28 protein-coding genes and 1 pseudogene are annotated in these 24,985 nt (G+C 70.2%); 1 reads left to right on the forward strand and 28 read right to left on the reverse strand.

Annotated elements, in window-relative coordinates:
• From HA630_RS19315 to HA630_RS19440, 26 genes are all read right to left on the reverse strand, one after another.
• Positions 1–206: DUF2894 domain-containing protein (locus HA630_RS19315; RefSeq protein WP_166836931.1), on the reverse strand; the 206-nt coding region annotated here is incomplete at its 3' end.
• Positions 199–855, reverse strand: a complete 657-nt coding sequence (locus HA630_RS19320; RefSeq protein WP_371809302.1) for an OmpA family protein — start codon at positions 853–855, stop codon at positions 199–201. The genes HA630_RS19315 and HA630_RS19320, both read right to left, overlap by 8 nt.
• Entirely contained in the window at positions 855–2,909 is a 2,055-nt protein-coding gene (locus HA630_RS19325; RefSeq protein ID WP_243855548.1) for a hypothetical protein, read from the reverse strand. The genes HA630_RS19320 and HA630_RS19325 overlap by 1 nt, the downstream gene beginning before the upstream one ends.
• Positions 2,906–3,586 (reverse strand): DUF3348 family protein, encoded by a 681-nt coding sequence (locus HA630_RS19330; protein ID WP_166836934.1) that lies wholly within the window; start codon positions 3,584–3,586, stop codon positions 2,906–2,908. Before HA630_RS19330 ends, HA630_RS19325 begins: the two co-directional genes overlap by 4 nt.
• 32 nt (positions 3,587–3,618) lie before the next feature.
• Positions 3,619–4,704 carry a beta-N-acetylhexosaminidase gene (nagZ, locus tag HA630_RS19335; protein ID WP_166836936.1) on the reverse strand — a complete coding sequence of 362 codons (1,086 nt, stop codon included), beginning with the start codon at positions 4,702–4,704 and terminating at the stop codon, positions 3,619–3,621.
• Complete coding sequence (gene acpS, locus HA630_RS19340) at positions 4,701–5,093, reverse strand: holo-ACP synthase (RefSeq protein WP_166836937.1); 393 nt, start codon at positions 5,091–5,093, stop codon at positions 4,701–4,703. The genes nagZ and acpS overlap by 4 nt, the downstream gene beginning before the upstream one ends.
• Positions 5,090–5,869 carry a pyridoxine 5'-phosphate synthase gene (locus HA630_RS19345; RefSeq protein ID WP_166836938.1) on the reverse strand — a complete coding sequence of 260 codons (780 nt, stop codon included), beginning with the start codon at positions 5,867–5,869 and terminating at the stop codon, positions 5,090–5,092. Before HA630_RS19345 ends, acpS begins: the two co-directional genes overlap by 4 nt.
• Positions 5,870–5,892: 23 nt before the next feature.
• On the reverse strand, positions 5,893–6,696 hold the full coding sequence (gene recO, locus HA630_RS19350) for a DNA repair protein RecO (RefSeq protein ID WP_166836939.1): 804 nt from the start codon (positions 6,694–6,696) through the stop codon (positions 5,893–5,895).
• A 15-nt stretch (positions 6,697–6,711) separates the two neighbouring features.
• Entirely contained in the window at positions 6,712–7,710 is a 999-nt protein-coding gene (gene era / locus HA630_RS19355; protein ID WP_166836941.1) for a GTPase Era, read from the reverse strand.
• On the reverse strand, positions 7,707–8,390 hold the full coding sequence (gene rnc, locus HA630_RS19360) for a ribonuclease III (RefSeq protein ID WP_166836942.1): 684 nt from the start codon (positions 8,388–8,390) through the stop codon (positions 7,707–7,709). Before rnc ends, era begins: the two co-directional genes overlap by 4 nt.
• A 15-nt stretch (positions 8,391–8,405) precedes the next feature.
• A complete protein-coding gene (locus tag HA630_RS19365) occupies positions 8,406–8,750 on the reverse strand; it encodes a DUF4845 domain-containing protein (RefSeq protein ID WP_166836944.1) in 345 nt (114 codons plus the stop codon).
• 57 nt (positions 8,751–8,807) lie between these two features.
• Complete coding sequence (gene lepB, locus HA630_RS19370) at positions 8,808–9,773, reverse strand: signal peptidase I (protein ID WP_166837011.1); 966 nt, start codon at positions 9,771–9,773, stop codon at positions 8,808–8,810.
• Positions 9,774–9,787: 14 nt separating this feature from the next.
• Complete coding sequence (lepA, locus tag HA630_RS19375) at positions 9,788–11,599, reverse strand: translation elongation factor 4 (protein ID WP_166836945.1); 1,812 nt, start codon at positions 11,597–11,599, stop codon at positions 9,788–9,790.
• A 155-nt stretch (positions 11,600–11,754) separates the two neighbouring features.
• Positions 11,755–13,278, reverse strand: a complete 1,524-nt coding sequence (locus tag HA630_RS19380) for a DegQ family serine endoprotease (RefSeq protein ID WP_166836947.1) — start codon at positions 13,276–13,278, stop codon at positions 11,755–11,757.
• Positions 13,279–13,343: 65 nt separating this feature from the next.
• Positions 13,344–14,339 (reverse strand): MucB/RseB C-terminal domain-containing protein, encoded by a 996-nt coding sequence (locus HA630_RS19385; protein ID WP_243855551.1) that lies wholly within the window; start codon positions 14,337–14,339, stop codon positions 13,344–13,346.
• Positions 14,340–14,354: 15 nt separating this feature from the next.
• Positions 14,355–14,990 (reverse strand): sigma-E factor negative regulatory protein, encoded by a 636-nt coding sequence (locus HA630_RS19390; RefSeq protein WP_166836950.1) that lies wholly within the window; start codon positions 14,988–14,990, stop codon positions 14,355–14,357.
• Positions 14,991–15,019: 29 nt separating this feature from the next.
• The gene (gene rpoE / locus HA630_RS19395; protein WP_166836951.1) at positions 15,020–15,652 is read right to left on the reverse strand and encodes an RNA polymerase sigma factor RpoE; all 633 of its coding nucleotides are present in this window, start codon (positions 15,650–15,652) and stop codon (positions 15,020–15,022) included.
• A 55-nt stretch (positions 15,653–15,707) separates the two neighbouring features.
• Positions 15,708–16,175, reverse strand: coding sequence for a hypothetical protein (locus HA630_RS19400; RefSeq protein ID WP_166836953.1), 468 nt, complete (start codon positions 16,173–16,175; stop codon positions 15,708–15,710).
• An 18-nt stretch (positions 16,176–16,193) separates the two neighbouring features.
• Positions 16,194–17,438 carry a beta-ketoacyl-ACP synthase II gene (gene fabF / locus HA630_RS19405; RefSeq protein ID WP_166836954.1) on the reverse strand — a complete coding sequence of 415 codons (1,245 nt, stop codon included), beginning with the start codon at positions 17,436–17,438 and terminating at the stop codon, positions 16,194–16,196.
• A gap of 6 nt (positions 17,439–17,444) precedes the next feature.
• Positions 17,445–17,684 carry an acyl carrier protein gene (gene acpP, locus HA630_RS19410; protein WP_101047920.1) on the reverse strand — a complete coding sequence of 80 codons (240 nt, stop codon included), beginning with the start codon at positions 17,682–17,684 and terminating at the stop codon, positions 17,445–17,447.
• Between the two features lie 136 nt (positions 17,685–17,820).
• Positions 17,821–18,570 carry a 3-oxoacyl-ACP reductase FabG gene (fabG, locus tag HA630_RS19415; protein ID WP_166836955.1) on the reverse strand — a complete coding sequence of 250 codons (750 nt, stop codon included), beginning with the start codon at positions 18,568–18,570 and terminating at the stop codon, positions 17,821–17,823.
• 33 nt (positions 18,571–18,603) lie between these two features.
• Positions 18,604–19,551 (reverse strand): ACP S-malonyltransferase, encoded by a 948-nt coding sequence (fabD, locus tag HA630_RS19420; protein WP_166836957.1) that lies wholly within the window; start codon positions 19,549–19,551, stop codon positions 18,604–18,606.
• A gap of 21 nt (positions 19,552–19,572) precedes the next feature.
• Positions 19,573–20,592 carry a beta-ketoacyl-ACP synthase III gene (locus HA630_RS19425; protein WP_166836959.1) on the reverse strand — a complete coding sequence of 340 codons (1,020 nt, stop codon included), beginning with the start codon at positions 20,590–20,592 and terminating at the stop codon, positions 19,573–19,575.
• Positions 20,593–20,672: 80 nt separating this feature from the next.
• A complete protein-coding gene (gene plsX, locus HA630_RS19430) occupies positions 20,673–21,710 on the reverse strand; it encodes a phosphate acyltransferase PlsX (RefSeq protein ID WP_166836960.1) in 1,038 nt (345 codons plus the stop codon).
• A gap of 126 nt (positions 21,711–21,836) precedes the next feature.
• Positions 21,837–22,019, reverse strand: coding sequence for a 50S ribosomal protein L32 (rpmF, locus tag HA630_RS19435; RefSeq protein WP_166836962.1), 183 nt, complete (start codon positions 22,017–22,019; stop codon positions 21,837–21,839).
• Positions 22,020–22,145: 126 nt separating this feature from the next.
• Positions 22,146–22,739, reverse strand: a complete 594-nt coding sequence (locus HA630_RS19440; RefSeq protein WP_166836963.1) for a DUF177 domain-containing protein — start codon at positions 22,737–22,739, stop codon at positions 22,146–22,148.
• 84 nt (positions 22,740–22,823) lie between these two features.
• Here HA630_RS19440 and pdxH point away from each other — a divergent pair, with 84 nt between their 5' ends.
• A complete protein-coding gene (pdxH, locus tag HA630_RS19445; RefSeq protein WP_166836965.1) occupies positions 22,824–23,456 on the forward strand; it encodes a pyridoxamine 5'-phosphate oxidase in 633 nt (210 codons plus the stop codon).
• Between the two features lie 7 nt (positions 23,457–23,463).
• Here the strand turns inward: pdxH and folK are convergent, their stop codons facing one another.
• Positions 23,464–23,952 carry a 2-amino-4-hydroxy-6-hydroxymethyldihydropteridine diphosphokinase gene (gene folK / locus HA630_RS19450; protein ID WP_166836966.1) on the reverse strand — a complete coding sequence of 163 codons (489 nt, stop codon included), beginning with the start codon at positions 23,950–23,952 and terminating at the stop codon, positions 23,464–23,466.
• A pseudogene (locus HA630_RS19455) lies at positions 23,933–24,985 on the reverse strand (polynucleotide adenylyltransferase PcnB); the annotation flags it as partial. The pseudogene HA630_RS19455 and the gene folK, both read right to left, overlap by 20 nt.

Consider the following 24,985-nt stretch of genomic DNA (forward strand, 5'->3'; position numbering starts at 1 on the left):
CGCCAGCGTTGCAGCTCGGCGTGGCTGCGGGCCCACAGCAGCTGTTGCACCGCGGCCGGCGCGGTTTGCGCGCGTTGGGCCAGGGTCTGCAGGGCGTGCCAGCGCAGCGGGTCGCGCTCGGCCACCCCCGCGCCTTGCCAGGCGGTCAGGGCGTCCTGCCAGTGGCCCCAGGGCGTTGCGGCCGCAGGTGCGGCGTTTTCAGTCACGCGCAGCCACCGGCGCGGGAGCCGACCGGGGCACGGGCGCCATCTCCACCCGGCGGTTGAGGGCGCGGCCCGGCTCGGCCGCGTTGGACGCCACCGGCTGCTCGGCGCCGAAGGCGGCGGCGAACACCCGGCCCGAGGGCATGCCCTCGGCGATCAGCGCGCGGGTCACGGTCAGCGCCCGCTGGGCCGACAGCTCCAGGTTGTCGGCGAAACGGGCGTTGCTGTCGAGCACCGGGCGGTCGTCGGTGAAGCCGCTGACCATCAGCAGTTCGTCGCGCGCGCTCAGGTACACCTGCAGCGGCGGCACCAGGCTTTGCAGCAACTGGCGGCCTTCGGGGCGCAACTGGTCGGAATTGAGCGCAAACAGCACGCTGCCGCTGATGCCGATGCGGCCGTTGTTCAAGGTGACGCGACCCGACGCCAGCGGGATGGCGAGGGCTTGCTCCAGCGCCATGCGGCGTTGCTCCTCCTGCTGGCGCTTGTGCACCTCGGCTTCGAGGTGGGCCACCAGGTCCATCTGCACCACCAGCAGGCCCACCAAAACCAGCACGAACGCGCCCAGCAGCCCGGCCATCAGGTCGCCGAACACCGCCCAGACGGAGGCGGACTGCTCCAGTTCCAGCCCGTCGTCGCGGTCCTGCACGTCCATCATCCGGCGGCCCCTTCGGCCAGCGCCGCGGGGGCCTGGCGCAGGCGGTGCAGGTCGGCCAGGATGCCCTGCTGCGCGCCGATGCTGAGGTCGATGACCTCGCGCGCCTGCGCCACACAGTAGGCCAGCTGTTCGTCGCTGCGGGTCAACGCGTGCTGCAGCGCGGCTTCGATGCGCTGCAGGCCGTCCAGCAGGCGGTCGCTGCTGGCCTGGAAGCCCTGCACCCCGTGCTGGAAGGCCGCGCCCAGGCTGGCCAGTTCCAGGGCGCTGGCCTGGGTCTGGGTGGCGGCGTCGGCCGACTGGCGGGCCTGGTCCCGCAGGGTCTGCGTCCAGCCGGCGCCGGCCTGTGCCAGCGTCGAGCCGGCCGTGGCCACCAACGCGGCGATGGCGGCCTGCTGTTCGGCATTGCTGCGCTGCACGGTGTCGAGCAGGGCCTGCAACTGGCCCACCAGGGCGACGCGCTCCTGCACGACCTGGTGGTCGCGCTCGGTCAGGCGGGTGCTTTCCTGGCGCAGCTGCGCCATCACGTGGGCGGCGGCCTGGGGCACCTCGGAGACGGTGTGCAGCAGCCGGCTCAGCGGGGCCTCCAGGGCCGCCCCCAGGGTGGCCAGGTGGGTGGCCATGGCGCTCTGCAGCTCGCCCAGCCGGGCCACGGCGGCGTCGCCACGCGCGGCCTCGTCGGCGCGCAGGGTGGCCAGCTCGGCGCGCCAGGTGGCCACCAGTTGGTCCAGCCGCTGGCCGTGGGTCTGCAGCCAGGCGGCTTCGGCGTCGCTGCGGGCCTGGACCAGGACGTCGGAACGGTCCAGCAAGGTGCTCAGGCGTTCCAGGGTCTGTCGCGCCTGTTGCTGGACCTGCCCGGTCACCTGCTGGGCGGTGTGCTCCAGCGTCTGGCACACGGCCTGCTGCCGGGCGAGCTGCTGCTCCCCCAGGCTCTGCCAGGTGTGCTGCAGGTCGCGGCCCATGGCGTCCAACGCCTGTTGCCAGGCGGTCAGGCGCTGCTGCTCGGTCTGGGCCTGGGCGGCCTGGGCCTGGGCGGCGCGTTGCTCCACCCCGGTCAGCAAGGCGTCGGTGCTGGCCTGGAAGCGTGCGGCCAGGGCGTCCCACTGGGCCCGGGTGGCGTCCACCTGGCGCTGGTGCTGGCGGCTGGATTCCTGGGCGATCTCGGTCATGGCCGCCTGCACCACCGGGCGCAGGCTGTCGCCCGCCGCCGTGGCGCCGGCGGCCAGGCTGACCTGCAAGGCCCGGCCCACGCCCTGGGCCAGGTCGGTGTAAGCGCTGCCCATGCGGTCGTGGAAGGCCTGCTGCTGGTCCAGCAGCTGCGCGCTCAGCTGCTGGCTGCGCCGCTCCAGGCCGTCCGCCAGGGTCTGCATGCGCTCGACCAGTTCGGGCAGGACGTGCGCCTGGGTCTGCAGGGCCTGGTAGGTGGTCTGGCGCTGGTGCCCCAGCGAAAACGGGCGCAAGGTGGTGGCCACCTGGGCATCCAGCTGGCGCAGCGCGGCCAGGCGTTCGCGCCGCGCCAGGGCGGTGACCAGGCCCAGCAGGGCCGAGGCGGCCACGCCGGCCACCGACGTGCCAAACGACAGGCCCAGGCCGCGGATCGGCGCGGCCAGCGCGTCGCGGAGGGCCTGCAGATCGCCCGAGGCCTGCAGCGCCAGCACCGCACCCTGGAAAGTGACGACCATGCCCAGAAAGGTGCCCAGCATGCCCAGCATGACCAGCAGCCCCACCAGGTAGGGCGCCAGCGCGGGGCCGGGCAAGGCGGCGCGTTCGCCCTCGATGCGCGCACGGACCGGGGCCTGCAAGGCGGCGGGCAGGCCGGCCAGCCAGCCGTCGAGGGCGGTCAGGCCCGGGGGCACCTGGGCCAGGGCGCGGGCAAGCACCGCGGTGGCCTGGCGAAAACGCAGGATCTCGGCCGCGCCCAGCAGGAAGACCCCCGCGATCAGGCCGGTGATGGCCAGGGCCAGGGCGTTGCTGCCGACAAAGCCCCAACCCACCCAGCCCACGACCGCGAGGCCCGCGGCCACGGCACCGGCATACACCGCTCGGTTCATCATGCTTCGATTTCCTGGTTGTGGCGCCATGCCTCCAGCAGGCCCAGCACGGGCCCGAGGCGGGCGTCCCATTCGGCCAGCAAGGCGCTGGTCCATTCCTGTTCAAAACGGCGCAGCCCGTCGCGGTTGGCGCCCTGGCCGTCCGCGGGCGTGTGCAGCGCCTCGAAACGCTGCGCCAGCACGGCCGACACGCCGGCCCACAGCCGGGGCTCGCGCTCGGCCGTCATGGGCTCCAGCACCGCGTCCAGCGTGGCCAGCTGGCGCAGACCGGGGGAGGCCTGCGCCAACGCCTGGCGCAGCTGCGCCCGCAGCGCGGTGGCGGTGGCCGCCATCTGGCGTTGCAAGGCGGCGTGGCGCTGGCGGTAGGCGGCATAGGTCGGGACGGCGGGAGGGGCGTCGGGCCCGGGACCGGGTTCGGCCGCGGGCCGCGGCAAAGCCTGCCGGATGGCCGCCTCCACGGTGGCCCGGGCCTGCGCGACCCGGGCCTCCAGGTCGTCGGGCGGTGCCGACCACCGCGGGCTGCCCACGGGCACCACCGGCTGCAGCGTCTGGTGCAGAGCGCGCAGCCGCAACGCGTCCACCGGCCCGAGCCATAGGCTCAGGCGCTCGGCAAAGTCCTGGCGCGCCGGCTCGACCGCGGCCGTCGCGCGCAACCATCGCACCAGGGGGGTACCGGCCACGTGCCCGGGCCCGGTGCGGCCCTCCCGCGCGCTCAAGGCAGCAGCGAGAGCGCGTGCATGTAACGCGCATCCACCATCAGTTCGTCCCAGGGCAGCGGGTAGCCCTGCGGCAGCAGGTCCTGGCGGCGCTGTTCGCTGGCTTCGCGCGGCGCCCAGCGGCCGGTGACGACCGCTTCGCTCAGGCCGTCGATCAGCGCGTCAATCGGCGCACCGCCGTCCACCACGCACTGGTTGCACAACAGCACCAGGTCGCAACCGGCCTCCAAGGCGGCCAGGGCGGCCTCGGTGTAACTCACCTCGCGACCGTCGATCTGGCGGGCGCCGGCCATGCTCAGGTCGTCGCTGAAGATGGCGCCGGTGAAGCCCAGCTGGCCGCGCAGGATGCCGTCGAGCCAGCGCGCCGAGAAGCCGGCCGGGCGGGTGTCCACCTGCGGATAGACGACGTGGGCCGGCATCACGCTGGTCAGGCTGGCGTTGAGCCAGCGGTAGGGCGCGGCGTCGTCGGCCACCAGGGTGGCCAGGTCGCGCTCGTCCACCGGCAGGTCCACGTGCGAATCGGCCTGCACGTGGCCGTGGCCAGGGAAGTGCTTGCCGCAGTTGCGCACGCCGGCCTGCAACAGGCCGTGCATCAGGGCCTGGGCCAGCGCGGTGGTCACGCGGGCGTCGCGGGCAAAGGCGCGGTCGCCGATGACGGTGCTGCCGCCGTGGTCCAGGTCCAGCACCGGGGCGAAGGTGAAGTCCACGCCGCAGGCGCGCAGCTCGGCGCCCAGCACAAAGCCGGCGGCGGTGGCGGCGTTGCAGGCGTTCAGGGCCGCCTCGCCGGTGGCCGCGCCGGGGCCGTTGAACCACAGGTCGCCGAAGGCGCGCATGGGCGGCAGGTGGGTGAAGCCGTCGCTTCGGAAACGCTGCACCCGACCGCCCTCGTGGTCCACGCAGATCAACAGGTCGGCGCGCACCTTCTTGATCTGCCGGCACAGCTTGGTCAGCTGGGCGCGGTCGGCCCAGTTGCGGGCGAACAGGATCACGCCCCCCACCAGCGGGTGGGCCAGGCGGCGTTTGTCGGTCTTGCTCAGGCGGGTGCCGGCAACGTCGATGATCAGGGGGGCGTGCAAGGTCATGGCTGTTCCACCACCACAAAGCTGGCGGCGTAGTCGGTTTCGTCGGTGACGCTGACGTGGGCGCTCAGGCCCCGCGCGTCGAACCAGTCTTTCAGGGCGCGGTGCAACACCAGGGTGGGCTGGCCGCTGGGCAGGCTGGCGATCTCGCAGTCGCGCCAGGTCATGGGCATGCGCATGCCCAGGCCGATGGCTTTGCTGAACGCCTCTTTGGCGGAAAAACGGGTGGCCAGGTAGCGCACGCCGCGTTCCGGCCAGCGCGCGCTGCGCTGGCGCCAGGTGGCCAGTTCGCCGTCGGCCAGCACGCGCTCGGCGAAACGGTCGCCGTGGCGCGCCAGGCTGGCGCGGATGCGCTCCACCTGGCAGATGTCGGTGCCCACGCCGTAGATCATGGGTGGGCCGCCGCCATGCAGCGCAGGTAGTCGCGCACGGTGGCGGGGTAGCCCAGTTCCAGGGCGTCGGCGATCAGCGCGTGGCCGATGGACACCTCGGCCACGCCCGGCACCGCGCGCAGGAACTCGGTCAGGTTGTCGCGGTTGAGGTCGTGCCCGGCGTTGACGCCCAGCCCCGCGTCCCGCGCGGCCTGGGCCGCGGCGCGGTAGCGCACCAGCTGCTGGGCCTGGCCGGGCTGGCCCCAGGCGGCGGCGTAGGGCTCGGTGTACAGCTCCACCCGGTCGGCGCCCACGGCACGGGCCGCCGCCATCTGCGCCAGTTCCGGGTCCATGAACAGGCTGACGCGCGCACCCAGCGCCTGGGCCTGCGCCACCAGCGGGCGCAGCCGCTCGGCGTCGTCGGGGAAGCGCCAGCCGTGGTCGCTGGTGAACTGGCCCTCGCTGTCGGGCACGAAGGTGAGCTGGTGCAGCGGCAGGCCCCGGGCGTGCACCTCGGCGGCCACGTCCAGCAGGTTGTGGAAGGGGTTGCCTTCGATGTTGAATTCGCGCTCGGGCCAGGCCCGCATCAGCTCGGCCAGGTCGAACACGTCGTGCCGGCGGATGTGGCGCTCGTCGGGCCGTGGGTGCACGGTGATCCCGTGCGCACCGGCCTCCAGGCACAGCGTGGCGGCGCGCACCACGCTGGGGATGCCCAGGTGGCGGCTGTTGCGCAGCAAGGCGACCTTGTTGACGTTGACCGACAAGGCCGTGCGCGGCAGGGGGTGGGAGTGGGACATGGTGGGCGGCAATCGGTCGGGCTTCAGGGCGGGGTGGCGCGGCCCGGGGCCAGGCGCTGCACGTCCACCATGAACTGGCGGGTCTGGAACACCCGCACCCCGCTATGGTAGTGCAGCAGGCCGCGCAGCTGCTGGCGCAGCGCCCCGGCGTCCTGGCGGCACGGGGCCCGCAGGGCGGCGTCGGGCTCGGGCGTGTCCAGGGCGGCCTGCAAGGCCAGCCAGGTCGCCCCCGGGCAGGCGGCCGGCGCCTGCGGGTGCGCCGGCAGCAGGCCGGCCTCGGGGCTCAGGCGGTAAGGCTGGTCGGGCGCCAGGGGCAGCAGGCGCACCCCGTCCACCGTCAGGTCGGGCAAAAAACCGGCGTCGCGCAACAACAGCAGTTCAAACGCACGCAACACCGCCGCCCGCTCGGCGCCCGGGTCAGGGGCCGTGGGCGAGGCCGCCAGCGCCGCCACCGCCCGCGCGTACACGTCGAACAGGCCGGGGTGCGGGTCGTCCCGCGCCAGCAGCTTGAGCAGCAGTTCGTTCAGGTAACAGCCGGCCAGCAAGGCCTCGCCGCTGGGCATGACGTGGCCACCCTCCCAGTGCGCCGCCTTCAGGGTGCGGACCTCGGCGTCACCGCCCCAGCCCAGGCGCAGCGGCTGCAACGGCAGCAGCACCGGCCGGAACTGCGAGGACGGGCGCTTGACCCCCTTGGCCACCAGCACCACCCGGCCGTGGCGGCGGCTGAACACCTCCAGAATCAGGCTGGCCTCGCTCCAGTCGTGGCGGTGCAGCACGAACGCCGGCTCGTCGTGCACGCGCGGCTGCTTGGCCGTGGCGCTGGGCATGGCGGCGGGCGCCGCTTATTCGTAACCGAAGCTGCGCACCCGGGCCTCGTCGTCGGCCCAGCCGGAACGCACCTTCACCCACAGCTCCAGAAACACCTTGCCGCCCCAGAGCCGCTCCAATTCTTGGCGCGCTTCGCTGCCGATGCGCTTGAGCTTCTCGCCCTTTTCGCCGATGACCATGCCCTTGTGGCCATCACGTTCGACCACGATGGTCGCAGCGATGCGGCGCAGCTGGCCTTCCTCCTCGAACTTGTCGATGACGACGGTGGAGGTGTAGGGCAGTTCGTCGCCGGTGAGGCGAAACAGCTTTTCGCGCACCATCTCGGCGGCCATGAAGCGTTCGCTGCGGTCGGTCAGCTCGTCGGCGTCGAACATCCAGTCCTGTTCGGGCAGGTATTTTTCGACGATGCCGTAAAAACGCTGCACGTCCTTGGCGTTCTTGGCCGACATCGGCACGAATTCCGCGAAGGGGTGGCGTTCCTGCATGCCGCGCAGCCAGGGCGCCAGCTCGGCACGGCGGTGCACCATGTCGAGCTTGTTGGCCAGCAAAATCACCGGGATGTTCTTCGGCAGCAGGTCCAGCACCTTGGCGTCGGCCAGGTTGAAGTTGCCCGCTTCCACCACGAAGACGATCACGTCCACGTCGGCCACCGCGCCCAGCACCGTCTTGTTGAGCGAACGGTTCAGGGCGTTGCCGTGCCGGGTCTGGAAGCCGGGCGTGTCCACGAACACGAACTGGGTGGCGCCCACCGTGCGCAGCCCGGTGATGCGGTGGCGCGTGGTCTGCGCCTTGCTGGAGGTGATGCTGACCTTCTGCCCCACCAGCGCGTTGAGCAGGGTGGACTTGCCGACGTTGGGCTTGCCCACGATGGCCACGTAGCCGCAACGGCGCGGGCCTTCGGGTTCGGGCGCCGCGGTGGCGGACGGCGCGGCGGCCCCGGGCTTGCGCAGGGCCTGGGCCAGCATGGCCTCCAGGTCGTCGGCCCGGGGGGCCGGAGGGGGGGATGCGGTCATGGTTGGCGTTGGGTCAAATGCTGGAGCATGGCCGCCGCGGCGGCCTGTTCGGCGGCGCGGCGCGAGGGGCCGCTGCCGCGTTGGTGCTGGCCGGTTTCGGCAATTTCACAAACCACCTCGAAGGTCTGGCGGTGGGCCTCACCGGTGGTGCCCACCACCCGGTAGCCGGGCAGCTTCATTTTGCGCCCCTGCAACCACTCCTGCAAGGCGGTCTTGGCGTCCTTGCCCTGCACGCTCTGGCCCGGGCTCAGGTCCACCGGGGCGAAGAGGCGGCAGACCAGGGCGTTGGCGGCCTCAAAGCCGGCGTCCAGGTACACCGCCCCGATCACCGCTTCCAGCGCGTCGGCCAAAATGGATGGCCGCTGCCGGCCGCCGGAGCGCACCTCGCCCTCGCCCAGGCGCAGCAGGTCGGGCAGGCCCAGGCGTTCGGCCAGGCCGTGCAGCGTGTCCTGCTTGACCAGGTTGGCGCGGATGCGGGAGAGGTCGCCCTCGGACTGGCGCGCCAGCCGTTCGTAGAGCAGGCCCGAGACGGCCAGCGACAACACCGAATCGCCCAGAAACTCCAGGCGCTCGTAGTGGTCGGCGGAAAAACTGCGGTGGGTCAGGGCCCGTTCCAGCAAGGCCGGGTTGGCAAAGCGGTGCCCCAGGCGCTGCTGCAGCGCCAGCAAATCGGCCTTCAAATCACACCAGTCCCGTCATTTGCTGCTGCCCCGGTACTTCAGCACCAGGTAGGCCGGCCCGGCCAGGTGGATTTCCTTGTCGTAAGCGAATTCCACCACGATCTTGTCGTTGACCTTGCTGATCTCCAGGTCCTTGCCGCTGACGGCCTCGAAGTAATCGACCGCCTTGGACTTGTCGAACGCGGTGCGGATTTCGCCCACGGTGTTGCCGGATTCGGCGGCCCGTTGCGCGGCCGTCTGGATGGACTGGAACTCGAGGTAGGTGGGTGCCACCTGGGCCGCAACCACGCCGACCACCCCGACCACAATGCCCACGCAAACCACCCCCAGGAAGGTGATGCCCCGCTGTTTGTGCTTCATCTGCCCCGCTCCGTTGCTTGCAATGCCACCATCTTAATCAATGCGCGGCGCCGGGGCTCATTCAAAACCGCCGATGCGGCCGAAATCGCCGAAATTCATCCAGACGAAAAACGCCTTGCCGACGATGTTGGCCTCGGGCACAAAGCCCCAGTAGCGCGAATCCAGCGAATTGTCGCGGTTGTCGCCCATCAGGAAGTAATGGCCTTCGGGCACGGTGCAGACCACGCCTTCGACCGAGTAGCGGCACCGGTCCTTGAAGGGAAACTCCGCCGCGCCGGGGATGAAGGCCGGCCGGTCGGGGTCGTTGAGGGTGAGGTAGCGCTTGTCGCCCAGGGTTTCGCCGAACTGCTGCGAGTAGCGCAGGGTGCCGCTGTCGTAGAAATCGGGCTGCGGGGCCTTGGCCACCGGCTGGCCGTTGACGCTCAGTTGCTTGTTCAGGTAGGCCACCTCGTCGCCGGGCAGGCCGACCACGCGCTTGATGTAGTCCAGGCTGGGCTGCGGCGGGTAGCGGAACACCATCACGTCGCCGCGCGCGGGTTCGTGGTTGCTGAGGATCTTGGTGTTGAGCACCGGCAGGCGCACGCCGTAGTGGAATTTGTTGACCAGGATCAGGTCGCCGATGCGCAGCGTCGGGATCATGGAGCCCGACGGGATCTTGAACGGCTCGAACAGGAAGGAACGCAGCACGAACACCACCAGGATCACCGGGAACAGGCCGGCGGTCCAGTCCAGCCACCAGGGCTGCTGCAACAGCGACTGCTGGGCGGCGGCCAGGTCCACGTTGTCGCCCTTGACGCCCTGGCGCGCCAGCTCGGCCTCGCGCCGCTCGTGCGACAGGCGCAGCCGTTCGGCCGCCTGGCGGCGCTGGGGCAGAAAGTAGAAACGCTCGGCCAGCCAGTACACGCCGGTCACCACCACCGCCAGGAACAGCAGCAGCGCGAAGTTGCCCTCGACCAGGCCCAGGTACCAGCCCAGGCCGTAGCTGGCGAAGGCGGTCAACACCACGCCGGTCAGGGCGCCCATCGTCGCGTTGTTCATCATTCTTCCACCTGCAGAATGGCCAGGAAGGCCTCTTGCGGCACTTCCACCGAGCCGATCTGCTTCATGCGCTTCTTGCCCGCTTTTTGCTTCTCGAGCAGCTTGCGCTTGCGCGAAATGTCGCCACCGTAGCACTTGGCCAGCACGTTCTTGCGCAAAGCCTTCACGGTTTCACGCGCGATGATGTTGGCACCGATGGCGGCCTGGATGGCCACGTCGAACTGCTGGCGGCTGATGATCTCGCGCATTTTGGCCACCACCGCACGGGCGCGGTAGGCCGACTGGCTGCGGTGCACGATGATGGACAGCGCATCGACCTTGTCGCCGTTCAGCAGAATGTCCACCTTCACCACATCGGACGCGCGGTACTCCTTGAACTCGTAGTCCATGGACGCATAACCGCGGCTGACCGACTTGAGCTTGTCGAAGAAGTCCAGCACGATCTCGCCCAGCGGCAGTTCGTAGGTCAGCATGACCTGCTTGCCGTGGTAGGCCATGTTCAGCTGCACGCCGCGCTTCTGGTTGGCCAGCGTCATCACCGCGCCCACGTATTCCTGCGGCATGTACAGGTGCACCGTCACGATGGGTTCGCGGATTTCCTGGATGCGGCCGACCTCGGGCATCTTGGACGGGTTTTCCACCATGACGATCTCGCCGTCGCCCTTGACCACCTCGTACACCACGCTGGGCGCGGTGGTGATCAAATCCTGGTCGAACTCGCGCTCCAGGCGCTCCTGCACAATTTCCATGTGCAGCAGGCCCAGGAAGCCGCAACGGAAGCCAAAGCCCAGCGCCTGCGACACCTCGGGCTCGTAGCGCAAGGCGGCGTCGTTGAGCTGCAGCTTTTCCAGCGCGTCGCGCAGCTGGTCGTACTCGCTGGCCTCGGTCGGGTACAGGCCGGCGAACACCTGCGGCTGCACTTCCTTGAAGCCGGGCAAGGCTTCGGTGGCGAAGTCCAAGTTGGCTCCACTGCTGGTCTTGATGGCGGTGATGGTGTCGCCCACCTTGGCCGCCTTCAGCTCCTTGATGCCGGCGATGATGTAGCCCACCTCGCCCGCCTTCAGCGCCGGACGCGGCTCGTTGTGCGGGGTGAACACGCCCAGTTTTTCCGCGTTGTACAGGGCCTCGGTGGCCATCAGCTTGATCTTGTCGCCGCGGTTCAGCGTGCCGTCCACCACACGCACCAGCATCACCACGCCCACGTAGGCATCGAACCAGCTGTCGATGATCATGGCGCGCAGCGGGCCGTCGGGGTTGCCTTTGGGCGGCGGCACCTGGGCCACCACCAGCTCCAGAATCTCCTCGATGCCCATGCCGGTCTTGGCCGAGCACGGGATGGCTTCGGTCGCGTCGATGCCGATCACGTCCTCGATCTCGGCGCGTGCGTTGTCGGGGTCGGCGTTGGGCAGGTCCATCTTGTTGAGCACCGGCAGCACCGTCACGCCCAGGTCGAGCGCGGTGTAACAGTTGGCCACGGTCTGCGCTTCCACACCCTGCGACGCGTCCACCACCAGCAGCGCGCCTTCGCAGGCGCTCAGGGAACGGCTGACCTCGTAGGAAAAGTCCACGTGGCCGGGGGTGTCGATCAGGTTCAGGTTGTACACCTGCCCATCCTGGGCCTTGTAGTGCAGCGCCGCGGTTTGCGCCTTGATGGTGATGCCCCGCTCTTTCTCGATGTCCATCGAGTCCAGCACCTGCTCGCTCATTTCGCGGTCGCTCAAGCCCCCGCAGCGGGAGATCAGGCGGTCGGCCAGGGTGGACTTGCCGTGGTCGATGTGGGCGATGATGGAAAAATTGCGGATGTGGTTCATCACTGGGGGCTCAGACACGGGTCGGCGGAACGCCGGGCAGCCACCCCGCCAGGGGCACGGGTCGCCACAAGAAAAAGGCGCGTCAGCGGTTGACGCGCCCACGGCCAGCGCAACGCTGGCGTTCAAACCCTTCGATTGTAGGCAAAAACCGGTTTTCAGCGGCCGGACGGGCGGATCAGGGCGTACTGGGCCCATTCGCCGCGGCGGATCAGCACGCTCACCGGCCGGTCCTTGCGCAGCGCGGCCACCAGCGACTCGAACTGCTGCAGGCTGGCGATCTGCTGGTTGCCCACGCCGACGATGACGTCGTCCTCGCGCAGACCGGCACTGGCCGCGGCGTCGCGCGCCTGCACCACGCGCACCCCGCCGCCGAGCTGCAGCTCGCGCTTTTCGGCCGCGGTCAGGTCGCGCACCGCCAGCCCCAGCGCGTTGGCAGCGGGCGCCGCTTGCGCCGGCTGGGGGGCCTCGGCCTGGGCCACCGTCTCGTCCTCGAAAGTGCCCACGGTCAGCGTCAAGGACTTGGCGGCGCCGCGGCGCCACACCTGCAGCGGCGCGCGCGTGCCCGGCGCGGTGTTGCCCACCAGGCGCGGCAGGTCGGCCGACTTCTCCACGGGCTTGCCGGCAAAGCTCAAAATGATGTCCCCCGGCTCCACGCCGGCCTGGGCCGCGGGTGAACCCGCTTCCACCCCGCGCACCAGCGCGCCTTGGGCCTTGTCCAGGCCCAGCGTGTCGGCCAGTTCCTTGGTCACGTTGTCGATGGCCACGCCGATGCGCCCGCGCGTGACCTTGCCCGTGCTGCGCAGTTGGTCGGAAACGCGCACCGCCTCGTCGATCGGGATGGCGAAGGAAATGCCCTGGAAACCGCCCGAGCGTGAGTAGATCTGGCTGTTGATGCCCACCACCTCGCCCCGCAGGTTGATCAGCGGGCCGCCCGAGTTGCCGGGGTTGATGGCCACATCGGTCTGGATGAAGGGCAGGTAGTCGCCGGTGTCGCGCTGCTTGGCGCTGACGATGCCGGCCGTGACGGTGTTTTCCAGGCCAAACGGCGAGCCGATGGCTATGACCCACTCGCCCACCTTCAGGCGACCCACGTCGCCGATGCGCACGGCCTTCAGGCCCTGTGCGTCGATCTTGACCACGGCCACGTCGGTGCGCTGGTCGGCCCCGACCACCTTGGCCTTGAACTCGCGCTGGTCGGGCAGGGTCACCACCACCTCGTCGGCACCGTCCACCACGTGGGCGTTGGTCATGATGAAACCGTCCGGGCTGAGCACAAAACCCGAGCCGACGCCGCGTGGGCGTTCGGTTTCCGGGCCGCGATCGGGGCGCTGCGGCCCACGTGGGGCCATGCCGGGCGGCAAGGGGATGCCGAAACGGCGGAAGAACTCCTGCATCGGGTCCTGCGGGCCGCTGGCGCCCTCGCGCTGGCGCACGCGTTCCACGGTGCGGATGTTGACCACCGACGGGCCGACCTGGTCCACCAACACGGTGAAGTCGGGCAGCCCGGTGACGAGCGGGGCCGGGGCGACAGTGGTCGCGGAGGCCGTGGCGGTCGGGGCCGCGGTCTGCGCTTCCACCGGGCCATGGTTGGCCGACCACAGCACCGCCACCAGCGAGGCGGCGGCCACCGCGGCCACGGCGTAACGGCGGGTGGCAGGGGTCACAACGGTCACAGGCATGCAAATTCTCCGGTCCGGGTCTAGGGGCCCAGCGTCGGCTTCAGATGGGGGGCCGACCCCGGGATTCAACGGGTGCGTTCAAGCGCCTGGACGAACTGGCCCAGGGTCTCGGGGGGGACTTCGCCCATGGCCGTGACCCAGTGCTCGCCGAGGCGGCGCGAGACCGAGTGCGTGGCCCCGGCCGACACCACTTTTTCCTTGGTGTGGCGCTTGGCGTCAAAGGTTTCCAGAAACAGCGACACCGACGCCAGGCCGTCGGAAAACACCCACTGCACCGCCGGCGTCGCGCGGGCCGCCGGTTCGCGCCGGCTGTGGCAGCTCATGGACTGGAAGCCGGCCACGTCGGCCTTCAGACGCCAACCTTCGGCCTCGGGGGTGGTCTTGCGCAACTCGGGTTTGACCACCTGGTAGCCGGCGGTGTTCTCCATCTGCCGCGCCAGCGCGTCCATTTTCACCGGGGCGTCCAACTGCAGCTCGGTGAAGGCCACCTGCTCCAGCACCTGACCGGCCGCGTCGCGGGTCTGCAGCTTGAGCACCAGGCCGGTGGCCTTTTCCGACCAGATGCGGTAGCCGTAGCGCAAGGCATCCTTGGGCACAAAGTCCACCACCAGGGCGTCGTAGCCGGCCACCCGCTCCTGGCCCACGCCACGGGCGCTGTAGAGGGCCTCGATCGGCTGGCCCGGGTTGCGCAACAGGTCGGGGAAGAGGCGCAGGGCCTCGCGCCGTTCGCGCAAGGCAACCTTGAGGTCGGGGGCAAAGGTCACCACCTCGTCGTTGCGGCGGATGGTGGTGCGGGGCGCGCCGGTCAGGGTTTCGATGCGCTCGTACTGCTGGCTACCGTCGCAGACGTGCCAAATTTTGGAAGCCGCCATTTCGGCGCCGCTGGACACCACAAAGGTGCCGATGTAGGCGCGGCGGCGCGCCGCCTCGTGCAGCCGCTCCAGCCAGGCCGACAGGCTTTTGTCGGGCGGTGGGGCGCTGCGGGCGTCGTCGGGGGCGGCGAAGGCGGTGCCGGCCAGGGCCAGGGTCATGGCGCCCAGGGCACAACGGGCAAAACTCATACGGGTCATGGCCGGTCAGCGCTGCGGGGCTTCATAGGTGGCGTTGCGCAGGAAGCCGGCGGGCATCTGCAGCGCCGACACGCCGCCGTAATGCCGGTGCGCGGCCATCAGTTCTTCCAGTTGCGGGTCGCGCAGCACCACGCCGCGGTCGGTGACCACCCACTGCATGGGCGCGGCCTCAGGGGCGCCCTGGGCCAGTTGCGGCGCGGCCGAAGGCGCCGGGGCCACGGCCACCTGCCAGGTGAGGGCAGCGACGGCCAGGAAAGACGCCACGCCGGCCAACACCTTCCAGCGGAACACCGGGTCGTTGGACGCCTCGGGGCGCGGCACGGGCGGGGCCGGGGCGGCGGTCAGCGGCGCGGGTGTGGCATCGGCCCAGGGTGCGGGCTCCTGGGCCAGGCGGCCCATGACGCCCGCCACGAAATCGCGGCTGGCGGGGGTGGCCCCGGCGCCCGGGGCGTCACGCAGGGCTTCGCCCAGGCAGTGGTAGTGGGCCCAAGCGGCCTGCACCCCCGCAGAGCGCCCGTAGGCCAGGGTCACCGCAGCGGCCTGGTCCGCGGTGCACTCGCCGTCGAGCAAGGCCGAAAGGGCTTGCACCAGTTCGGCGTCATCGCCGGCCGACGGGCGTTGGGGTTCGGGCGTGTTCTGCATGGTCGTGGCTTCCAAAAAGCGACCCGGTGTCACCAGCGCTTGCCCGTCTGGCGTTCCAGCATGGGCTTGATGCGCGCCGAGATGGCTTCGCGGGCACGGAAGATGCGCGAACGCACGGTGCCGATGGGGCAATCCAGCGCCTGCGCGATTTCCTCGTAGCTGAGGCCTTCGATCTCCCGCAGGGCAATCGCCTGGCCCAATTCCTTGGGCAGGGCTTCCATGGCCGCGTTCACGGCCTCGGCGATTTCCTTGCTGGCGAGCACCGCTTCGGGGGTCTCGGCATCGGCTACCTGAGCGTTTAGTTCGCGTTCCAGCCCGGAAGTTTCATCGTCGTCACCAGACTGCAACGCACTCATGAACACCAGCGGGTCGCGCTTGAGCTCCATGAGCTGCTTTTTGGCGGTGTTGACCGCGATGCGGTAAAGCCAGGTGTAGAACTGGGCCTCGCCCCGGTACTGGGCCAGGGCGCGGTAGGCGCGGATGAAGGTTTCCTGGGCGATGTCCTGCACCAGGTCGGTGTCGCGCACCATGCGACCGATCAGCCGCTCGACCCGGCGCTGGTATTTCACCACCAGCATCTCGAACGCGCGCTGGTCGCCGGCCAGGGTGCGTTGGACCAGCAGGGTGTCGGCGTTGGGCGCGGGGATGGGGTAATCGGTCATGGCGGGTGTGGCCGGCAAATATACCCGATGCGACCACCGCCCTTGCCACCACGGGTCAGGGCGCGGGTCGGGGCCCCGGATCGGCGCGCACCGCGCGGCGCAGGGCCTCCCAATCGGTCGGCTCGGTGGCGGCGGAGAGCCACAGCCAAAGGGTCAGGCCGGCCGGGGTGCGGGCGCGCAACAGCAGCACCGACTGGCCGTCGAAGGCCGTCTGCAAGTCGGTCAGCGGGGTGCCGTGACGGTAGGCCGCGCTTTGCCAGCGCCAGGCGCCCGGGCCGTCGTCGTTGGGCGCCCAGTGCAGCAGACCACGCAAGGGATGGCGCCACTGCCAGACGCCCCAGGCCAGCCAAGCCACCCCCAGACCCAGCGACCACCACCAGGCCCCGGGCCACGGCGGGCCGCCCTGTTCCAGGGCCCAGAGCGCCAGACCCGTGGCCCAGACCCCGGCCAGGGCGACCAGGCCCAGCCACGCCACCCGACAGGGCCCCACCGGGTAAACCACAGCGGGGGGCTGGTGGGCCATGTGGGACCGGCGTCAGGATCAGGCGCGCTTGAACACCAGCGTGCCGTTGGTGCCGCCGAAACCGAAGTTGTTCTTCACGGCCACCTCGATCTTCAGGTCCCGCGCGGTGTTGGCGCAGTAGTCCAGGTCGCATTCCGGGTCCTGGTTGAAGATGTTGATGGTCGGCGGGCTCTTCTGGTGGTGCACCGCGAGCACGGTGAACACGCTTTCGATGCCCCCGGCACCGCCCAGCAGGTGACCGGTCATGGACTTGGTCGAGTTCACCACGATCTTCTTGGCGTGGTCGCCCAGCGCCGCCTTGATCGCGTTGGTCTCGTTGATGTCGCCCAGCGGGGTGGAGGTGCCGTGCGCGTTCAGGTAATCCACCTGGTCGGCGTTGAGGCCGGCGTTGCGCAGGGCGTTGAGCATGGCGCGGCGCGGGCCGTCCATGTTCGGCGCGGTCATGTGACCGGCGTCGGCGCTCATGCCGTAGCCCGCCACCTCGGCGTAAATCTTGGCGCCGCGCGCCTTGGCGTGCTCGTACTCTTCCAGCACCATCACGCCGGCGCCTTCGCCCAGCACGAAGCCGTCGCGGTCCTTGTCCCAAGGGCGGGACGCGGTGGCCGGGTCGTCGTTGCGGGTGGACAGCGCGCGCATGGCGGCGAAGCCACCGATGCCCAGCGGCGACACGGTGGACTCGGCGCCACCGGCGACGATCACGTCGGCGTCGCCGTATTCGATCTTGCGAGCGGCCTCACCGATGCAGTGCAGGCCGGTCGTGCAGGCCGTGACCACGGCGATGTTCGGCCCCTTGAAGCCAAACCGCATGGACACGTGCCCGGAAATCATGTTGATGATCGAGGCCGGCACGAAGAACGGCGAAATGCGGCGCGGGCCGCGGTTCGTCAGTTCGGCGTGGGTGTCCTCGATCATCGGCAAGCCGCCGATGCCGGAGCCGATGATGCAGCCGATCTTGCAGGCCTCTTCCTCGCTCAGCGCCTCACCCACCGGCAGACCGGCGTCGGCCACGGCCTGCGCCGCGGCGGCGATGCCGTAGTGGATGAAGGTGTCCATGGTCCGCGCCTCTTTGGCGCCGATGTAGGACTCCAGGTCAAACCCTTTGACCTCGCCCGCGATCTTGCAGGCGAAGTTCGAGGCATCGAACTTGGTGATCAGGTCGATGCCGGATTGACCGGCGAGCAGGTTGGCCCAGGCCGCATCCACCGTGTTGCCCACGGGGCTGATGCAGCCCAGACCGGTCACGACGACACGGCGGCGGCTCATCGGCGCTTACGCTTTCTGGTGGGCGACGGCGTAGTCGATCGCGTTCTGCACGGTGGTGATCTTCTCGGCGTCTTCGTCCGGGATCTCGATGCCGAACTCGTCTTCCAGGGCCATGACCAGCTCCACGGTGTCGAGCGAGTCGGCGCCCAGGTCGGCCACAAAAGCCTTCTCGTTGGTCACCTGACCCTCTTCCACGCCGAGTTGTTCGGCAATGATTTTCTTCACACGTGCTTCGATGTCGCTCATAGTTCCCTCTGAGGGTGGTTAAAAACAGTCCCGCCATTTTAGCCGGGCCGCCCGCGGGACTCCCGGCGGGCGGTTGGGCCGGGGCCGATGCCCCGCGAATCGGGGCCCCGCGGCGGTGAAACGGGGCCGAATGTTATCAGGCCATGAACATGCCGCCGTTGACGTGCAGCTCCTGCCCCGTCACGTAAGCGGCCAGCGGGCTGGCCAAATAGGCCACCGCGTGGGCGATGTCGGCCGGTTTGCCCAGGTGGCCCAGCGGAATCTGGCCCAGCAAGGCCTGCTGCTGCGCGTCGGGCAGGGCGGCGGTCATGTCGGTTTCGATGAAGCCGGGCGCCACGCAGTTGACGGTGATGTTGCGGCTGCCCAGCTCGCGCGCCAGCGCGCGGGTCATGCCAGCCACGCCGGCCTTGGCGGCGGCGTAGTTGGCCTGGCCCGGGTTGCCCGAAGCGCCGACCACGCTGGTGATGCTGACGATGCGGCCGTAGCGCTGCTTCATCATCGGGCGGATGACGGCGCGGCTCATGCGGAAGACGGCCTTGAGGTTGGTGTCGAGCACCGCGTCCCAGTCCTCGTCCTTCAGGCGCATGGCCAGCATGTCGCGGGTGATGCCGGCGTTGTTGACCAGCACGTGCAGCGCGCCGTGTTCTTTGACGATGGCGTCGATCAGGGCCTCGGCCTCGGCGGCGTTGTTCACGTCGAGTTTGGCGCCCCGGCAGCCGGCGTGGGCCGACAGGGCCTGGGTGATCTTGGCGGCGCCGTCGTCGCTGGTGGCGGTGCCCACGACCTTGAGGCCTTGCTTGGCCAGTTGGAGCGCGATGGCCGCGCCAATGCCGCGCGAGGCGCCGGTGACCAGGGCCACCTGGCCGGCGAATGCGGTGTCAGACATGGGTTTCCCTCCTCGTCCTGGGTGTTTTCGGGGTCAGGCCAGCAGGGCCTGGACTTCGGCCAGCGTGGCCGGGTCGTACAGGGCGGCGCTGGCCAGGTCGGCGTCGATGCGCTTGACCATGCCGGCCAGCACCTTGCCGGGGCCGCATTCCACCACGGTGGCGATGCCGCGGGCTTTGAGCGCCTGCACGCTCTCGACCCAGCGCACCGGGCCAAAGGCCTGGCGGTACAGCGCGTCGCGGATGCGGTCGGGGTCGGTTTCCACCGCCACGTCGATGTTGTTGAACACCGGGATCTGCGGCGCGGCCAGCACCGTGGCAGCCAGCTTCTCTTTCAGGCGCTCGGCGGCGGGCTTCATCAGGCTGGAGTGAAAGGGGGCCGACACCGGCAGCGGCAGCGCGCGCTTGGCGCCGTTGGCCTTCAGCACTTCACAGGCTTTTTCCACCGCGGCCTTGCTGCCGGCGATGACGGTCTGGGCCGGGTCGTTGAAGTTCACCGCCTCCACCACCTCGCCACTGCCCGCGGGGAAGGTGGCTTGCGCCTCGGCACAACCTTCGCGCACCTTGTCCGCGGCCATGCCCAAAATAGCGGCCATGGCGCCGGTGCCCACCGGCACCGCGTCCTGCATGGCCTGGGCACGGAAGCGCACCAAGGGTGCGGCCTGGGCCAGCGTCAGCACGCCAGAGGCCACCAGGGCGGAATACTCGCCCAGCGAATGGCCGGCCACCGCCGCGGGCAAGGCACCACCCGCCGCACGCCACACACGCCAGGCGGCCACACCGGCCACCAGCATCACCGGCTGGGTGTTGGTGGTCAGGGCCAGGGCTTCTTTCGGGCCTTCGTGGATCAGCTTCGCCACGTCCTCGCCCAAGGCGTCGGAGGCTTCTTTCAGGGTCTCGGCCACCACCGGGTGGTCGCCCCAGGCGTCGAGCATGCCGACGGCCTGCGAGCCTTGGCCAGGGAACACAAATGCAAACGACATTCTTCTTCTCCAAATTCGGGTTTACAGGCGCACCAGAACGGCACCCCAGGTGAAGCCACCGCCCACGCCTTCGAGCATCAGCGTCTGGCCGGGTTGAATTTGGCCGGTACGCACGCCGTGGTCCAGCGCCAGCGGGATGGACGCGGCCGAGGTGTTGCCGTGGTCCTGCACGGTGACGATCACCTTGTCCATGGGCATTTTCAGCTTGCGCGCGGTGCTTTGCATGATGCGGATGTTGGCCTGGTGCGGCACCAGCCAGTCGATGTCGGCCTCGGCCTTGCCGGCCTTGGCCAACGCGTTCTTGGCCGCGCTTTCCAGCAGGCCCACGGCCAGCTTGAACACGGCCTGGCCGTCCATTTTCAGCAGCGGATCGCCCAGCACCTGGCCACCGCTGACGGTGCCCGGCACGCACAGGATGTCGGTGTGGCGGCCGTCGGCGTGGATGTCGCTGGCCAGCACGGCCGGGCCGCTGCCGTCGTGTTCGGTGGCTTCCAGCACCACGGCGCCGGCGCCGTCGCCGAACAGCACGCAGGTGGTGCGGTCGTTGAAGTCGAGGATGCGAGAAAACACCTCGGCCCCCACCACCAGCGCGCGCTGGGCGGCGCCGGCCTGGATCAGGGCGTCGGCCACGGTGAGCGCGTAGATGAAGCCGCTGCACACCGCCTGCACGTCGAACGCGGCCCCGCCGGCAGCACCCGTGTCGCCCTCGGCCAAGGCCGCCTCGGTCAGCTTGCGCTGCAGGATGGATGCGGTGGACGGGAACACCATGTCGGGCGTCGAGGTGGCGACGATGATCAGGTCGATCTCGCTGGCTTGGCGGCCAGCGGCGGCCAGGGCCTGGCGGCAGGCCTGGAAGGCCAGGTCGCTGGCGTTGACGCCGTCGTCCACGTAGTGGCGGGCACGGATGCCGGTGCGTTCGACGATCCATTCGTCGCTGGTGTCGATGCCGCGCGCGGCCAGCAGGGCCACCAGGTCGGCGTTGGTCAGGCGCTTGGGCGGCAAATGGCTGCCGGTGCCGGTGATGCGGGAATATCGTCTCATGGCTCGGGTGTAACGGGTGGGCGCGGGCGGCGCATCGACGGTGGGCGCCGGCCACAGGGCCGGCCAGCCGGCCGCAGCGGTCAGGCCGCGGCGGACACGGCGGGCGCCATCAAGGGCGCGGCCTGGGCGATGCGGGCCTTCACGTTGTCGAGGAGCTGGTGCTGGGCCGCATCATACGCGCGCACCAGCGCCTGCTCGAACGCAAAGGCGTCGGCCGAGCCGTGGCTCTTGAACACCAGGCCGCGCAGGCCCAGCAGCGCGGCACCGTTGTAGCGCCGGTGATCCACCCGGTGCTTGAAGGCGGACAGCACCGGGTAGGCCACCAGCGCGGCCAGTTTGGTGAACAGGTTGCGGGAAAATTCCTCGCGGATGAAGCCGCCGATCATGCTGGCCAGGCCTTCGCTGGCCTTGAGCGCCACGTTGCCGACGAAACCGTCGCAGACGACGATGTCGGTGGTGCCCTTGAACAGGTCGTTGCCTTCGACGTTGCCGTGGAAGTTCAGGTCGCCGCGGTCGCCGGCCTGGCGCAACAGCGCACCGGCCTGCTTGATCACGTCGTTGCCCTTGATGACCTCTTCGCCGATGTTGAGCAGGCCCACGGTGGGCGACTCCTTGCCCGCCGCCGCCACCAGGGCCGAGCCCATGACGGCGAACTGCAGCAGGTGCTCGGCGGTGCAATCGACGTTGGCGCCCAGGTCCAGCACCGTGGTGGCACCGCCGGTGGCGTTGGGCATTTGCGTGGCGATGGCCGGGCGGTCGATGCCGTCCAGCGTCTTGAGCACGTAGCGCGCGATCGCCATGAGGGCGCCGGTGTTGCCGGCGGACACCGCGGCCTGGGCCGCGCCGTCCTTCACCTGGGCGATGGCCACCCGCATGGAGGAGTCTTTTTTGCGGCGCAGCGCCACCTCGACCGGGTCGTCCATGGTCACCACCTCGCTGGCGGGCACCACGGTGCAGCGGGACGCGTCCAGGGCCGCCGGCAACGGCGCCAGTGCCTCGGGCCGGCCGACCAGCAGCAGGCGCGCCTGGGGGTGGGCCGCCAGAAAGGCGGCGCAGGCCGGCAGGGTGACGGCGGGACCGTGGTCCCCTCCCATGCAATCGACCGACAGGGTGATCATGGCTAGACCTTCAAAGGCGCCGGGTCCGGTCCGGCGGAATCGGGAGCACAGATGCAAAAAGCCCGCATGCAGCATGCGGGCCTTGCAAAACGGCCTGGGGCGCAAGGCGCGGCAGGACGCCGCCGGTCAGGCCTCGGACTTGTTCTTCAGCACCTGACGGCCGCGGTAGAAACCGTTGGGGCTGATGTGGTGACGCAGGTGCAGTTCGCCGGTGGTCGGCTCCACGGCGGTGCCCGGCACGGTCAGGGCGTTGTGCGAACGGTGCATGCCGCGCTTGGAGGGGGACTTTTTGTTTTGCTGAACGGCCATGATCGGCTCCTAAGAAAAAGGCAATGGCCTCAGAGGGCTTGCGGGGGTTGGTGAGGGCACCAGCCCTGACACATGTGTTCAGGCCAGCGCGAAACCGAGAATTATAGCGCGGTGCGGAACCCCGCATCAAGTACCTTGCCCGCCGGGGCGTGGTTTCAAGGCCGCCAGGGCCGCGAAAGGGTGGGGCCGCGGGGCGTCGCCGGCTTCGTCCAGCGCGCCGGCGCTCATGGGCACGGCGGTGGGGCAGGTCTCGTGCATCGGCACCAGAGGCAGGTCCATCAGCAGCTCGTCCTCGATCAGGTCGAGCAGGTTGAAGCGCGGCTCGAACACCAGCAGGTCTTCTTCGCAGTCGTCGTCCTGGGCTTCGGCGGCGGCTTCGTCGGCCACGAAGCGGAACCAGCGGTCCACCTGCACCGGCTGGGCGTAGGGCTGCAGGCAGCGCTGGCAGGTTTGCGGCACCGCGGCGTCCAGCACCAGGTGCAGCCACAGCGGCGGGCCGCCGGCGCCGCGTTCGGCGGCCTCGCCCGGGGCGCGCTCGCGGAACTCGGCCCGCGCCTGCCATTGCACGTCGGCGGGCGCGGCGCCGGGCAGGGCCGGCGCGTCGGCGGCCAGCCGCGCCAAGGCCGACAGCGGCAGCACACCGGCCAGGGGCTGACCCTGGCGCGCCAGGGCTTTCAGGTCGATCTGGGTCGGCAGGGCCGAAGAGGGGCGGTCGGTCATGGGCACAGGTTGAAAACTCTGGGGGATTTTAAGGGCTGGGCGCCAAGGTGGCGGCCCGCTGGGCGCGCGTGACATACTGGTGGGATGAACATCGCCGACCTTCGCAAAAGCTACGAACGGGCCGAACTGAGCGAGGACGCCTCGCACGCCGACCCGATGCAGCAGTTCGACCAGTGGCTGCAGGAAGCCATCCGCAGCGAGGTGCCCGAACCGAACGCCATGACGGTGGCCACGGTGGGCAGCGACCTGCGGCCCAGCACCCGGGTGGTGCTGATCAAGGGTTACGACGCGCAGGGCGTCGTCTGGTACACCAACTACGACAGCCGCAAGGGCCAGGAACTGGCCGGCAACCCATGGGCGGCGCTGCAGTTTCACTGGGTGGAGCTGGAGCGGGTGGTGCGCATCGAGGGCCGGGTGGAGCGCGTCGGCGCTGAGGAAAGCGACGCCTATTTCCACAGCCGACCGCTGGACAGCCGCATCGGGGCCTGGGCCAGCCCGCAAAGCCAGGTGATCGCCGGGCGCGGCGTGCTGGTGGCCAACGCGGCCAAGTACGGCGCGCAGTTTTTGCTGAACCCGCCGCGGCCGCCACACTGGGGTGGCTTCCGGTTGCGGCCCGACCGCTGGGAATTCTGGCAGGGGCGCAAGAGCCGTCTGCACGACCGGCTGCGCTACCGGCTGGACGGCGCCGACTGGGTGCGCGAGCGGCTGGCGCCCTGAAGCGCCGTCAAGCGCCCAGGCGTTCGATGGCCTGTCCCGCCACGGCCGCCAGGGCCGAGGGCGGCACCGCCTCGGGACTGATTTCGGCCAACGGCACCAGCACAAAGGCCCGCGCCCACAGCCGCGGGTGCGGGACGGTGAGCCGGGCGGAATCGATGCGCCCGCTGCCGTAGGTCAGCAGATCGAGGTCCAGCGTGCGCGGCGCGTTGAGGTAGGGCCGCTCACGGCCGGCCGCCAGCTCCAGCGCCTGCAGCGCGGCCAGCAGGTCGGGGGCGGTCAGGCGGGTGTCCAGGGCCGCCACGGCGTTGATGAAGTCGGGGCCCTGCGCCTCCCACGGCGCGGTGCGGTACAGGCTGGACGCCCGCCGCAGACGGGTCTGGGGCAAGCGCCCCAAGGCGTCCAGGGCGGCGCGCACGGTCTGTGCCGCGTCGCCCAGGTTGGCCCCCAGGGCAACGTGGACGGCGACCGGCGACCGCTCAGTCGAGGGCGGGGCCATCGTTCGCCACGTCACCGCCGGCGCCGTTGGGCTTGCGCCGGCGGCGGCGGCGCTTCTTGGCTGGGGCGTCCAGGCCCTCCTCGCCCGCTGGCGCGGCCGCGGCAGGGTCTGCGTCGGCGTCGTCCACCGGTCGGAAACGCGGGTCCTCGGTCTCGGCCGGCAGGCGGTGCACCTTGCCGCGGCCCGACTTGGCCTCGCCGGACTTGGCCTTGCCGCTGGGACGGGCACGTTGCTGCTCCAGCCGCACCGCCTCCACCATGTCGCGGCAAACGGCCTCGCTGGCGGTGCTGAAGGTTTCCCACCAGTGCGCCAGCTCCTCGTCCAGCTCGCCGACCTGGGCGCGCAGGCGCAGGAAGTCGAAGCCGGCCCGGAAGCGGGCCTGCTCGACCAGCGCAAACGGGGACTGGCCGGTGCGCTTGTCGAAACGCGGCTGCATCAGCCAGATTTCGCGCATGTCGGCGCCCAGTTTGCCGCGGCCCGAGACGTCGCCGATGCGCGACTCGAACACCTCGTCCACCGCTTCCTGCAGGGCCGGGAACGGCGGCACCTGGTGCTGCAGGCGCTGCTGCCAGCCTTCGCGCACGTCGCTCCAGAGCACGCAGGCCAGCAGGAAGCTGGGCGCCACCGGCTTGTGTTCGCCCACGCGGCGGTCGGTGTCCTGCAAGGCGGCGCGCACGAACGGGTCGTCGGCGCGCTGCACCACCAGGTCCAGCAGCGGGTAAATGCCTTTGGACAAGCCGGTGGCCTTGAGCTGTTCGATGCTGGCCAGCGCATGGCCGGTCTGCAAGAGCTTGAGCATTTCGTCGAACAGGCGGCTTTGCGGCACGTCGGCCAGCAGCGCCAGCGAAGGCGCGATGGGCGCGCGCGTCTTGGCGTCGAACTGGAAGCCCAGGCCGCTGAGCTTGGCGGCGAAGCGCACCGCGCGGATGATGCGCACCGGGTCTTCGCGGTAACGGGTGGCCGGGTCGCCGATCATGCGCAGCACGCGCTTTTTCGCGTCGCGGATGCCGTGGTGGAAATCGACCACGGTTTC

Source organism: Aquabacterium sp. A08 (assembly GCF_011742065.1).